The following is a 13,057-nucleotide window of genomic DNA, read 5'->3' on the forward strand; positions in this document are numbered from 1 at the left end:
AAGTCCCTTGTCCAAAACCCTGATACTCGCTGAAAAGCCCTCTGTCGGCCGGGACCTGGCCCGCCACCTGGGCGCTAAAAACCGCCGGGAAGGCTACATCGAAGGCGACAAGTACATCATCACCTGGGCCCTGGGCCACCTGGTCGGCCTGGCTGACCCGGAAAAGTACGATGAAAAATACAGCAAATGGCGGCTCAACACCCTGCCCATGATGCCCGAAAAAATGAAAACGGTCATCCTCCCCGGGGCCCGCAAACAGTTTTCCGCCGTCAAAAAGCAGCTCCTGCGCAAGGATGTCGATAAGATCATCATCGCCACCGATGCCGGCCGGGAAGGGGAACTGGTCGCCCGCTGGATCATTGACAAGGCCGGGGCTAAAAAGCCCATGTACCGGCTCTGGATTTCCGCCCAAACGGACAAGGCCATCCGGGACGGCATGGCCCAGCTCCAGCCGGCGGCCAAGTACGACAACCTCGCCGCCTCTGCCCTGGCCCGGGCCGAAGCCGACTGGCTGGTGGGCTTAAACATCACCCGGGCCCTGACCACCCGCTTTAACGCCCAACTCTCCGCCGGCCGGGTCCAAACCCCCACCCTGGCCATGATTGTGGCCCGGGAGGAGGCCATTGCCCGCTTTAAGGCTACCCCCTACTACGTCATTACCGCCAACGGCGCCGGCGTCCGCTGGGAGTGGCAGGGCAAGGACGGCAATCGGATTTACAGTGAAGAAGCCGCCCAGGCCCTCATCAATAAACTTCGGGACCAGACCGGCCGGATCACCGGCATAAAGGAGAAAAAGCGGAAGGTCAACCCGCCCCTCCTCTATGACCTGACCACCCTCCAACGGGACGCCAATGCCCGCCAGGGCATGAGCCCCAAGGACACCCTCCACCAGCTCCAACGGCTCTACGAGGTCCACAAGCTGGTCACCTATCCCCGGACCGACAGCCGTCACCTAACCGAGGACCTGGCCGCCAGCATGCCCGACCGCCTGGCCGCCTTACGGAGCGGCCCCTACGGGGCTGTCGTCAAGGAAATTATCAGCCAAAAGGCCCAGCTCCCGGCCGGCTTTTACAACAATGCCAAGGTCAGCGACCACCACGCCCTCCTGCCTACAGAAGTCCGGCCCGGGTCGGCAGACCTCAACCAGCACGAGCACTTTATCTACAAGCTCATCGTCGAACGCTTTTTAGGGGCCTTCCTGGGCCCGGCTGAAGTCCAGGACACCAGCTTTGAAGCAGAGGTCGCCGGCGAACGCTTTACCGCCAAGGGCGAAGTGACCCTCAACTCCGGCTGGCGGGCGGTGGCCCAGGCCGAAGCGGCCACCGTGGAAAGCGACGAAGACGAATCCCCGGTCCAAGCCCTTCCCCGGCTGGACAAGGGCCAGGCCCTAAAGGGCCTGGCCTTCAGCAAGAACGAACGTCGGACCCGGCCCCCCCACCGCTTTAGCGAGGGGACCCTCCTGGCCGCCATGGAAAACCCCCAAGCCTTTGTCGACGATGCCCATGCCAATAAAATCCTCAAGGAAAGCGGCGGTATCGGGACCCCGGCCACCCGGGCAGACATCATTGAAAAGCTCTTCAAGAACTTCTACATCACGAAAGAGGGCAAGAGCATCCTCCCCACCGCCAAGGGCCGCCAGCTCATTGACCTGGTCCCGGCCGACCTCCGGTCCCCCCTCCTGACCGCCCAGTGGGAAGAACGCCTGGCCGCCATCGCCAAGGGCCAGGAAGACCCGGCCGCCTTTGACACCGATATGCGCCACTTCGCCAGCGACTTAGTCCAGGCCGTCAAAAAGAGTGAGGCCATCTTCAAGCACGATAATGAAACTTCCACCCCCTGTCCGGACTGTGGCAAGCTCCTCTTAGCTGTAGAGGGCAAACGGGGTAAGCTCCGGGTCTGCCCGGACCCGGCCTGCGGCTACCGGGAAACCGTCAGCCAAAAAACCGGGGCCCGGTGTCCCCAGTGCCGCAAGCCCCTGGTTATCATCCAAAAAGATGGCCACAAGCTCTACGCCTGTAACAGCTGCGGTTTCCGGGACCGCTTTGACCGCTTTAACGACAAGCACAAGGGCGGACAAAAGTCCACCCGCCGGGACGTGGCCGCCTACCAGAAAAAACAGGCCAAGGAAAAAGACATCGGCGCCAATGCCTTCGCCGACGCTTGGGCCGCAGCCCTAAAAAATAAAGATAATTAAAGTGGCAATGAACCGGCACGTGTTGATAAAACAACTTTTGCCGGCTTATTTGACTTTCTTATAGACATTTATGCTCGAGAATGATATTATATGCTCAACAAGTGGCTGTTTGAACGCCAAAGGAGGATATCTTATGCTCCGTTTTTTCCGCTTAACCCCCCTGTGGACCCTACTGGCCCTTGCTTACACCTATATCTACATCAGCCACCTATATACGAACCCTCTTTTTTGGCCCCTCCTTCCTATATTCGATTTTTTCTTAAAGTTTTGTGCCTTACCGGTCCTTTGCATGGCCCCTATCATTGCCCAGCTTATCGTGCTTGACCTAAAAATAGCCGCCCCTAGACTGGTACCTGCCTGCCGGCTTTTCTTAGTCGGCCTGGTCCTCCTCTATGCTATTTTCTTCTTAAAAGACCTCTATACCACTGTCATCTTATCTTCCTTTATCGACATGCCAGTGCGTCTATCCCCCATTCATGTCCTCTATTTTCTGGCCGGGCCCATCAGCTATATTGCCCTTTATCCACCCAGCCGTAACCAGCACTACCATAAATAAAGCAAGCCCGGTGGCTGTTGAACTTTTCAACAGCCACCGGGCTTGCTTTTACTTAAAGAGGCTTTGAACAACCGATATTTTCATGGGCTGGCCATTTAAGGCCGCCTGAACTAGGATATCATCCTTATAGACCAGTTTCATGGAAAAGGCCGGCCCCTCTTCATCCAGGGCCAGGGGCAGGAAGAGCCGGTCGCCGGGCCAGAGGGCCAGGTCCGGTACCTCCTCTTCGGGCACCCAACGGAGGGTCCCCTCATCACAGGGGGTCAAGTCCCGGCTGTCAACCATGCCCAGGTAGACGTGCATATACTCGGGCGGGGCCTCATCATAGCAGAAGGTGACGATGCCCCGGTAGGCCAGGGTCTCCGGCACCAGGCCGGTTTCTTCCCGGATTTCCCGCCGGGCACACTCATCGGGGCTTTCGCCGGGAAGGAACTTCCCCCCTACCCCAATCCACTTGCCCCGGTTGACATCATGGTCTTTTTTATTCCGGTAGAGCATGAGGATATCTCCTTCATGCCTGAGGTAACACAAGGTCGTCAGTCCCATAATAATCCTTTCTAAAACCGAACCGCCTGCCGCCGCACCCGGGCCATCAGGGCCAGGCCTAGGGCCAGGAGGATGATAAAGGTCAGGGTCAAGGCCAGGCCCAGGAGGGGCCCCTTAAAGAAGGCCAGGGCCCCCAGACCAATGACCACCGCCGACACCAGGCCCATGCCCAGGAAGATACCGAGGACCATCAGGGCCCGGGGGACCCGGTTCAGGAGGTCTGTGGCGCTCTGCCAGGTCAGGTGGAGGTTGCGCAGGTCAAAAATGATCCAATTGGCCGATATGATGGCATGGAGGAGCCAGTAGACCAGGAGGGCCGGCAATATACCCACCCATAGCCGGAGGGCCAGGCTACCCAGGAGGATGACTAGGGAGGCCAAGAGGCCGGAAACAACCGTGGCGAAGAGCCACTTTTCCCGGATATAGGCCCCCATATCCAGAGGCAGGGCGCAGATATAGCTAAAGTCTTCCCGGTCCATGGAAACGATGTTCCCGGCCAAGGGCACCCCTGTGGCATTGGTGACCAGGGCCATGCCAAGGCCAAAGAGGAGGCCGGCTAAAATCCCCATAAGGGGGTCCTCATAAAAGGGGGCCGGCAGCTGGTTACCCAGGAAGACCTGGGGCAGGATCAGACAGGCCGGTAGGAGGATTGGCGACAGGAGGGTTTGGCTGACGAGGGTCACGTCATCCAGCCGGCGCCAGTTGTATTGCCAGAGGATCTTCCGCAGGCTCCCGTCGGCTGTCTGCCGGACCTTGTCTGACCGGACAGCCTGTTTTTTCCCATGCCGGGCAGTTTCAACGGTGAAGACCGTATCGTAGTAGTGGACCGCCAGCCCCCGGTAGACCAGGACCGCCAGGCCGGCAAAGACAAGCAAGATGCCAATGAGGACCGGCCAGTGCCAGCGGGACAGGATGAGGCCGGACAGGGGGCCGGGGGAGGATACCAGACCGTTTGCCCCGATGTCGATGACCCCCTGGACCGTCCAAATGGCAAAGACCAGGACCACCACCGCCAGCAGCTGGCCCAGGATATTGACCACCGTCAGGACCTGGCTATTCATCCGGCTGAAGGCCGCGGTCTTGGCCAAGAGCTGGAGGATGAGGATATTCAGGTAGGTGTAGACGAAGAAGACCACCAGAGACCACAGGATTGTCCCCAGGATAAGGGTCGGCCAGCCAAAGTCATTCCGCCAAAAGAAGAGGGCAAAAAAGCTGACCACCGGGGCCATAAAGGCACAGCCGGCCAGGCCGACCACAGCCAACCGGGCCAGGAAAAGCTCCTGGGGGTAGACCGGCAGGGGCATATAGGCGGTGGTATCGGCACTTTCATAGAAGATGTTGTAAAAGGCCGTAAAGCTCTGCATGATCGGGACCAGGGTCATCATAAGAACCAGGAAGTCCAGGTACATGGGCAGGGCGGCAAAGTCGACCGCTGCAAAGAGCAGGGAATAAATCAGGAAAACCGTAATCCCCGGCCAAAGGTAGTTCTTGCGTAAGATCAGGTCGGACAGGGCCTCAGGCCGCTCTTTGAGCTTGGCGGCATGTTTTTGTCGGAGCTTATCGGTCACCGCGGTATTGGTAAAGATCAGATTAAAGCGGAGGAGTTCTTTGAAGAGGGCCGGTCGGAAGGTCATGGGGCATCGGTCCCTTCTTCTGCCGAGGCCACCAGGCGGAGGTAGATATCCTCCAGGCTGTCACCGGGGTGGGCCGCCCGCAGGTCATCCATGGTGCCGACAAAAATCAGCCGGCCATGGCGTAAGATCCCAATCCGGTCGCAGAGCTCTTCAGCCACCGACAGGACGTGGGTGGAAAAAAGGACGGTATGGCCTTCGGCTGTATGCCGGCGCATCATTTCCTTTAAGTTGTAGGCGCTCTGGGGGTCCAGACCCGTTAAGGGCTCGTCCAGGACCCAGAGGGCCGGTTCCGGCAGGAGGGCCCCGATGACAAAGACCTTCTGCCGCATCCCATGGGAAAAGCCTTCAATGGTCTGGTAGCGGGCTTCACCCAGCTCAAAGAGCCGGCAAAGGTCCTCAATCCGCCGGTCCCTGAGGTCATCCGGGACGCCGAAAACCTTGGCGATAAAGGCCCAGTAGACCATGGCGGTCGACTTTAAAAACATATCCGGCGAATCGGGCACATAGCCGATCATCTGCTTGACTTCGTTGCGGTGGCTGGCCAGGTCCAGGCCGCCAACGGTAATCTTGCCCTCGTCCGGGGCAATAATGCTGGTCAGGCACTTAATGGTCGTCGACTTCCCGGCCCCATTGTGGCCGATCAGGCCGAAGATTTCCCCATCGTGGATATCCAGGGACAGCCGGTCCAGGGCCACGGTGGACCCGTAGCGCTTGGTTACTTGATCGAATTGAACCATAAGGTAAGCCTCCCTCCTTAAATCACCTAGCTGAGTTTTACGGCCGTCCCACAGGCCGCCACGGCCAGCATGCTCCCGGTGCCCAGGGTGGTCAGAGAAAAGTCCAGGCCGATGACGGCATCGGCCCCCAGGGCTTCAGCCCGTTTTTCGATTTCTGCTAAAACATCCTCATAGGCACCCTTGAGTTCCTTCTCGTAGCTGGCCGACCGGCCACCGAAAATATCCCGGATACCGGCGGTAATATCCTTACCGATGTGCATCCCGACGACGGCTTCACCGATGACGGGGCCGAGGACTTCTGTCACATCCCGGCCAAGACCGGCCGGTAGGGGGGTAGTTAAGATAAGCATGGTACTTCCTCCTTCAAATGGCGTTGATCAGGTACTTTTCTACCTCTATTGTATCACTTACCCAATACAACCACAACACTAAACGCCCTGCCGCTAAAAAGCGACAGGGCGTTGACTTGGATGGCTATCAGAGCGTCAGGCCACCTTAACGGCTTTTGATTTATCGTCTTCGGTCTTTTTATCGACCTTTTTGTCGGTCTTTTCAACTGTTTCATCTTCAGGGATAAGGCCCCTTTCCAGGCTGGTGACCCGGAGGGCCTGGCCATCGCCGGCTACCTTCAAGGTGACTTCATCACCGGGATGGATAAAGGCCAGTTGTTCAGAAATGGTGGCCTGGGCCATGTAGACGGTGTCATCCCCTTCCAGGAGCATGTAGAAGACACTGTTGCCTTCAATGACCACGCTCTGGATATCTGCCAGCTTGCCGGCCACCGGCTTGCTCTTGCCGGCACTGCCGGGATCAAGCTGGACATTCTGCTGGCTGGCATAGGTCTTGTAGGCCTCCGCCACATTACTGGAGGTGACCACGTGCTGGTAGTTCTCCGCATCGATAAAGGCGTACATCTTGATGAGCCCGGCCTCGTCCTTGAGGGAGAGGAAGTAGGTCGGCCGGTCCCCCATGTTGATCAGGAGGGGGAAGGTGGCCTTGTACTGTTTCTCCTGGACGGCCCCTTCAGCCGACCCCATGGCAGAAAATTCTTCTGCCGAGGCCACACTGTAAAAGACACATTCCTTGGTCCGCATATTGACCAGGACAAAGCCGATGTTGGAATCATCGGCACTGACCGAGGTAATCCCGGTGTATAAAAAGACGTCATCCTTCAGGGCCAGGTAGTTGTAGCCGTCGGTGGCCCGGAGGACCCCCTTTTGACCGATAATCGAGTTGATAAAGCCCCGTTGGTACTTCCCATTCCAGTTGATTTGGTTCAGGATCAGGGGGGCCTCGTAGACACAGTCAATCCAGGTAGGGGCATCTTCCACCTTGTAGAGCTTGGAGCTCCCGTCCTGGGCATTGGTCACGATGACTTCCTTCACGTCCGGCCCGCCAAAGAGGCCCACGCTCATCCGGTAGACCGGGGTGATCCAGTAGGGGACCCCCTTCTCATCCACTTCAAAGTTGGAATTATAGAAGAGCTTCAAGGGGTATTGGAGACGGAGGTGGCGGGTGATGTGCCGGTTAAAGTGCTCACTCTTGCTATAGCGCAGGGGCTTTTCACTTTTGACCAGGTCGGTTTTCCCGTCAATCATATTGACCCGCATATAGTAGGGGATCCCTTCCCCGGTATTCATCAGCCACTTGACCAGGCTGGCATAGCGCAGGGGGGAGACCCGGACCGGGTCATCCTGGTAGTTGATCTGGGTGTACTGGTCACTGACCGTAAACTGGCTGACCAATTCCACCACCTCCCCCATCTTCCGGTTGCCCAGGCGGATAGCCGTATCCCGGTCAACGGTCGGCAGCCGGTCCGGCGGTAACTGCTGGACCTTTTCCGTAAATTCTTCATTTTCCTTGTCCAGGATATGGGCATACTTGCCGGCGTGGAGGATCTGGGTCGAGCTGACAAAGCCCAGGACCACCACCAGGGCCACCCCCATACCAATCACCAGGAGGACCTGGAAAAGTCGCTTAGAGGGCACCCGGGACTTGATGGTCCGTTCAAAGCCCATATAGTGGACGGTTTTTTCCACCACCCTGGTGCCCCCGACAAAGAGCAGGGCCCCAATGGCAGCCAAGGCAAAGAGGTAAATCCAAAACTGGGTGGACTGGAGGTGGAGGGGCGGCAGCCAAACATACCAGCTTACCCCAACCAGGGCAATAAAAAGCAGAATTTTAATCGGCAAAGAAAAGTTTTTCATAAATCATCCTCATTTCATTTGTCGGTCGTCCCTTGGACAGAGGCCACCAGCCGGTCCCGACCACCCAGGTAACCGGTGAGGGCTACGACCAGGGCAGCAAAGGTCAGGAAGGCCAGGGGCCAACGCCAATCGCCAAAACTATCATAGGCCCGGCCAATGGCCACCGGCCCAACCCCGGCCATTAGGTAGCCGGCCGACTGGGCCAGGCCCGATAAGCGGGCGGCCGTCGACACATCCGGCGTCCGGACATTAAAGAGCAGCATAGCGATGGAAATCGTGGTCCCGCTGCCAAAGCCCATGGAAATCATCACGGCAACCAGGAGGGGCATGGGAGCCTGGGAAAAAAGGAACATGACCCCAAAGCCAAAGGCATAGAAAAGGCCGGAGAACATGCCCAAAATACGCTGGTCAGGCAAGCGTTCGGCAATCATCGGTGTCACAAAAGAGGTGGGAATGCTAAAAAATTGGAATAGGAAGACCAGGAGACCCACCTGTTCAGAGCTGAGCCCCCGGTCCAGGAGCAGGGTCGGCATCCAGGTGATGTAGGAATAAAAAATCATCGACTGGAAGCCCATAAAGGCCATAATGGCCCAAACAATGGGCTCTTTCACCAGGCTGCCTCCCCCCTTGCCCTGCTTGCTTGCCGCCAGGTCGGTTGAAGGCCGTCTGGCAGCCATGGGCTTTTTGGCCAAGAGCAACCAAATAACCAGGGCCACCAGGCCAAAGGAGACCCAGACCAGCATAGCCGGCCGCCAGGACCAACCCGGCCGGTTGGCCAAAGGCAGGGTTAGGCCCGCTGCAATACTATTGGCAAAGTTCATCAGGGACAGATAGGCACTAGTCCACAGGCCTACCGCCCGGGGAAAGGCATAGCGGACCAGGGGCGGCATGAGGACATTGGCCGCTGTAATCCCCAGGGCTAAAATCCCAGTGCCCAAAAAGAGCATCTGCCAGGCGCCACTGACCCGGACCAGCTGGCCGGTCACGATAAAGGCCAGGCCCACTAAGAGGACCCGGTTCATGCCAAAGCGGTCGCTAATGCCCCCGATAAAGGGCGAGGCCACCGCAAAGACCAGGACCACCAGAGTAGTTAAAAAACCGGCCTGGGCCCCAGTCAGGTCTAGGTCTGCCCGGACAATCCCGGTCAGGGCTCCGGAGGCCGTAATCGGCATCCGCATGGACAGGGCAGTGATTAAAATCCCCAGGCCCAATAATACTTTTCTTTTCTTACTCAAATGATCCCTCTTCACTTACTAAGTTTCCTGACCAGCCAAGTGGTCATCACTTTATTATACCATAAGATCGCTCAAATAAAAAAAGCCCCACAGGGGGCTTGGCAGCTGCCGGCTTATAGGTCATCTACCAGGGCAGAAGACTTGGCATAGGCCGTAGACCGGGCTTCAAAGAAGTCCGTTTTAATGAGATTGGCATTGGAATACTGGCTGACCCAGCTCATGGAAGGCGGCTCGACGTCATAGCCCTCATAGAGCCGGGGCAGGCCCAGGTTGTCGGCCCGCTGGTTGCCCAGGAAACGGATGTAGTCGGTGACCATTTCCCCGGTCAGGCCTTCCACTTCGTCCCCGATGACGTATTGCCCCCAGGCGATTTCCTGCTCACAGCCTTCCTTGAGCATATCATGGTAGAGGGCCTCCTTCTCTTCGGTGAAGAGCTGGGGCTCTTCTTCCCGCAGGGCCTTGATGATATTACGGAAGAGCCAGAGGTGGGTGTTCTCATCCCGGTTGATGTAGCGGATTTCCTGGACAGACCCGGGCATCCGGTTGTTCCGGCCCAGGTTGTAGAAGAACATAAAGCCGCTGTAGAAATAAATCCCTTCCAGGATATAGTTGCCCATAACGGCCCGCATGAAGTTGAGGTCATTGGGGTTTTCCTGGAAGTCATTGTAGATATCCCCGATAAACTTATTCCGCCGCAGGAGGTGTTCGTCATCCTTCCACTGGTAGAGGATGTCGTTTCTTTCCTGGGGCTCACAGATGGTATCCAGCATATAGGAATAGCTCTGGCTGTGGAGGGCCTCCTGGAAGATCTGGATAGACAGGCAGAGGTTGACCTCATTGGCGGTGATGTAGGCGGTGATATTGGGCAGGTTGGAGGTCTGGACCGAGTCCAGGAAAATCAGGAAGGACAGGATCTTGTCATAGGCCCGCCGTTCTGCCGCCGGCAGGTGGGGGTAGTCCTTGACGTCCTGGGCCAGGTTGATTTCCTCCGGCACCCAGAAGTTATTCATGGCCTGGCGGTACCAGCCGCTGACCCAGTCATACCGCATATTGTTGAAGTCGTTGATATTGGTGGTGCTGCCCCCGATGATCCGTCGGTTGGCCACATTGGTATCCCCGGCCGGGTTAAAGATGGGGCGTTTTTCGATTCTCATAAGAGCCTCCTTAAATCATACACACTCGCTTACGAGGAACAGGCCTCGCACTCTTCCACTTCCAGACTCTTGGACCGGATGTAGTAAATGGTTTTAACCCCGCATTCCCAAGCCAGAATATAGAGGTTCAGGACCTTGCGGAAGGTGTAGTCATTGGTGATGTAGAGGTTCATGCTCTGGGCCTGGTCGATGTGCCGCTGGCGGATACCCGAGGCCTTGACACTGTAGGTCTGGTCCAGCAGGTGGGCACTCTTGTAAAACCAGAAGGTCGCATCCGAAAGTTCCGGGGCCACCCGGGGCATGAGCCCGTCTTTTTTCTCTTCCAGGAAGAACCGGTTCATAATCGGGTCGACCCCCGGAGAGGTGGCGGCAATAATCGAGGTGCTGGAGGTAGGCGCAATGGCCATGAGGTAACCATTCCGCATACCGGTTTGGGCGACCTTGGCCGCCAGGGCCTGCCAGCGGTCGCTGGTGTAGCCCCTCTGGCTAAAATAGTCACCAGTCTGCCAGTCGCTGCCTTCAAAGTAGCTGTAGGCCCCTTTTTCTTCGGCAATTTTGGCACTGGCGGCCACAGCTGCGTAGTTGATCCGCTCAAAGACATCATCCACGAAGGACAGGTGGGCGTCACTTTCCCAGGCAATCTGGTGCTTGGCCAGCATATGGTGGTAGCCGCTGACCCCCAGGCCCACCGGCCGGTACTTCCGGTTATTGAGCTTGGCATAGGGCAGGGGGAAGAAGTTCAGGTCAATAATATTGTCTAAGGCCCGGACGGCGCTTTCGGTGACGGTCTGCAGAGCGGCGTCATCGTCGACATTGATATGACCTAGGGACAGGCTGGCCAGGTTACAGACGACAAATTCCCCGGGCCGGGTCACGGTCACCACCACGTCTTCCCCGTCGATGGTCTCAATCCGCTGGTCCTGGAGGGAGATGGCGCTCATATTCTGGGCGATTTCCGTACAAAGGTTGGAACAGTAAATCATTCCCTTATGCTTGTTGGGGTTGGCGGCGTTGACCGTATCCCGGTTAAAGGCAAAGGGAGTCCCGGTTTCGACACTGCTCTTGATAATCAGGCGGATGATTTCCTTAATGGGCAGGACCCGCTTGGAAATCCGGTGGTCTGCCACACAGTCCAGGTATTTTTCCCGCCACTCGTCCCCATAGCAGTCTTCCAGGGCATAGCCCTTGACCGATTGGATTTCATGGGGGCACATGAGGTACCAGTCCCCTTCGATGTTGTCCCGGGCCTGCTGCCAGAAGTAGTCCGGGTAGCAGACCGCCGGAAAGACATCATGGGCCTTGAGCCGGTCGTCCCCGTTATTGGTCCGGAGGCCGAGGAACTCAGGCAGGTCCTTATGCCAAACGTCCAGGTAAACGGCCACCGCCCCCTGGCGGACCCCCAGCTGGTCCACAGCCACAGCGGTGTCATTGGCTAAGCGGATCCAGCGGATAACCCCGCCGGCAGCCCCTTCAAAGCCCCGGATGGAAGACCCCCGGGCCCGAACCTTACCGAAGTAGAGGCCCATGCCGCCGCCAAACTTGGACACCTTGGCGAAGTTGTCAATGGACCGGTAGATCCCGTCCAGGGAGTCCGGCACCGTATCAATAAAGCAGCTGGACAGCTGGTGGTGGGGCTTGCGGGCATTGGCCATGGTCGGCGTGGCCATGGTCACCTGGAGCTGGGACAGCATATCGTAGAACCGACGGACCCAGTCCAGGCGGACGGCCGGCGCTTCATTCATGGCCAAGTGGAGGGCAATCCCTAAGAACATTTCCTGGACGCTTTCCACCGGGTCCCCGCTATGGGTCCGGATGACATACCGTTTAATGAGCAGGTCCAACCCGGAGTAGTTGATGTACTTGTTCCGGCTATTATCGATAAAGCTGTAGGCCTTTTCAATTTCCTCCCGGCTGTACTGCTGGAGGATGTAGCTGCCATAAAGGCCCTGGTCTGTCAGGTACTCCAGCTTTTCATAAAAGGAGTCCACCCCGAAACCCTTCATCCGCTGGACCAACTGGCGGTCAAAGTCAATGAAGTAAATCCGGGCAGCAATAAACTCCCAGCGGGGGGCCTCACTGGTGGCCAGTTCCACAGCGGCCTTGGTGAGGAAGTGGAGCCGGTCTGCCAGGGTCATCCCCTCTTTATAAAAGGACCGGAACTTCATATCCAGGTAGTCCAGGCCATAGGGCGGGTCCGGAAAGTCCCGTTGGATTTCCTTTAAGGCCTGTTCAAAGCCTTCGATTTCAACAAAATCTCCTGCAATCCTGTTCCGGACCCGGCGCTTCTGCTTCCGGTCCTCCCGGTAGAGGATAAAGCTCTTAACTTCCTTATAATAATTGCGTTCAATTAAAGTCTTTTCGACTAAATCTTGAATATCTTCCACATGTAAGGACTGGCCGGCCCCTTTTTCCTTGAGGAGTTCTTCCTCAATGGCCTGGGTCATGGCGTCCCGGTCTTCATTAGTCAGGGGACTATCCACACTGGCAAAGGCCAGTTCAATCACCCGGGAAATCTTCTCCCGGCGATAAGGCTCTACATGGCCCGTTCGTTTCGTTATATTCAAAGTAACCCTCCCACAATATGTATCATACAAATAAGCCGCCAACCAGACTGCCTTAGCGACTCATATTAACTATATACCCCAGCCGCTCATTTTGCACCTTGTTTTTACCACCTTCATCCGATCCAACATAAAAAAGCCTTCGCTAAACCGCCATATTAAGCGATTTAGCGAAGGGAAAAATCTATTTTTATTTTTTATATGTGCCTATCCTTATAGCTACCTGTCACTTC

At 57.0% G+C, this 13,057-nt stretch carries 10 protein-coding genes; 2 read left to right on the forward strand and 8 right to left on the reverse strand.

The window, feature by feature from the left end; translation table 11 throughout:
* The first annotated feature begins 7 nt into the window (after positions 1 to 7).
* Both ACLGL1_RS01020 and ACLGL1_RS01025 read left to right on the forward strand, forming a co-directional pair.
* A complete protein-coding gene (locus ACLGL1_RS01020; RefSeq protein ID WP_411007071.1) occupies positions 8 to 2,194 on the forward strand; it encodes a DNA topoisomerase III in 2,187 nt (728 codons plus the stop codon).
* A gap of 133 nt (positions 2,195 to 2,327) precedes the next feature.
* Complete coding sequence (locus ACLGL1_RS01025; protein WP_411006944.1) at positions 2,328 to 2,750, forward strand: hypothetical protein; 423 nt, start codon at positions 2,328 to 2,330, stop codon at positions 2,748 to 2,750.
* 48 nt (positions 2,751 to 2,798) lie between these two features.
* Here ACLGL1_RS01025 and ACLGL1_RS01030 read toward each other — a convergent pair whose 3' ends face one another.
* The 8 genes from ACLGL1_RS01030 to ACLGL1_RS01065 form a co-directional block, all read right to left on the reverse strand.
* Positions 2,799 to 3,296, reverse strand: a complete 498-nt coding sequence (locus tag ACLGL1_RS01030) for an NUDIX hydrolase (protein ID WP_411006945.1) — start codon at positions 3,294 to 3,296, stop codon at positions 2,799 to 2,801.
* An 11-nt stretch (positions 3,297 to 3,307) separates the two neighbouring features.
* Positions 3,308 to 4,930, reverse strand: coding sequence for a hypothetical protein (locus ACLGL1_RS01035; protein ID WP_411006946.1), 1,623 nt, complete (start codon positions 4,928 to 4,930; stop codon positions 3,308 to 3,310).
* On the reverse strand, positions 4,927 to 5,667 hold the full coding sequence (locus tag ACLGL1_RS01040; RefSeq protein ID WP_411006947.1) for an ABC transporter ATP-binding protein: 741 nt from the start codon (positions 5,665 to 5,667) through the stop codon (positions 4,927 to 4,929). The genes ACLGL1_RS01035 and ACLGL1_RS01040 overlap by 4 nt, the downstream gene beginning before the upstream one ends.
* A 26-nt stretch (positions 5,668 to 5,693) precedes the next feature.
* Positions 5,694 to 6,017 (reverse strand): YbjQ family protein, encoded by a 324-nt coding sequence (locus ACLGL1_RS01045; protein ID WP_408976459.1) that lies wholly within the window; start codon positions 6,015 to 6,017, stop codon positions 5,694 to 5,696.
* Between the two features lie 135 nt (positions 6,018 to 6,152).
* Complete coding sequence (locus tag ACLGL1_RS01050; protein WP_411006948.1) at positions 6,153 to 7,874, reverse strand: hypothetical protein; 1,722 nt, start codon at positions 7,872 to 7,874, stop codon at positions 6,153 to 6,155.
* 14 nt (positions 7,875 to 7,888) lie between these two features.
* Positions 7,889 to 9,109, reverse strand: a complete 1,221-nt coding sequence (locus tag ACLGL1_RS01055) for a CynX/NimT family MFS transporter (protein ID WP_411006949.1) — start codon at positions 9,107 to 9,109, stop codon at positions 7,889 to 7,891.
* A 113-nt stretch (positions 9,110 to 9,222) separates the two neighbouring features.
* The gene (locus ACLGL1_RS01060) at positions 9,223 to 10,263 is read right to left on the reverse strand and encodes a ribonucleotide-diphosphate reductase subunit beta (RefSeq protein WP_411006950.1); all 1,041 of its coding nucleotides are present in this window, start codon (positions 10,261 to 10,263) and stop codon (positions 9,223 to 9,225) included.
* A 29-nt stretch (positions 10,264 to 10,292) separates the two neighbouring features.
* Positions 10,293 to 12,827 carry a ribonucleoside-diphosphate reductase subunit alpha gene (locus tag ACLGL1_RS01065; protein WP_411006951.1) on the reverse strand — a complete coding sequence of 845 codons (2,535 nt, stop codon included), beginning with the start codon at positions 12,825 to 12,827 and terminating at the stop codon, positions 10,293 to 10,295.
* Between the last annotated feature and the right edge of the window lie 230 nt (positions 12,828 to 13,057).

The sequence above is a fragment of the Peptococcus simiae genome (genome assembly GCF_046569735.1).
GTDB classification, from domain to species: domain Bacteria; phylum Bacillota; class Peptococcia; order Peptococcales; family Peptococcaceae; genus Peptococcus; species Peptococcus simiae_A.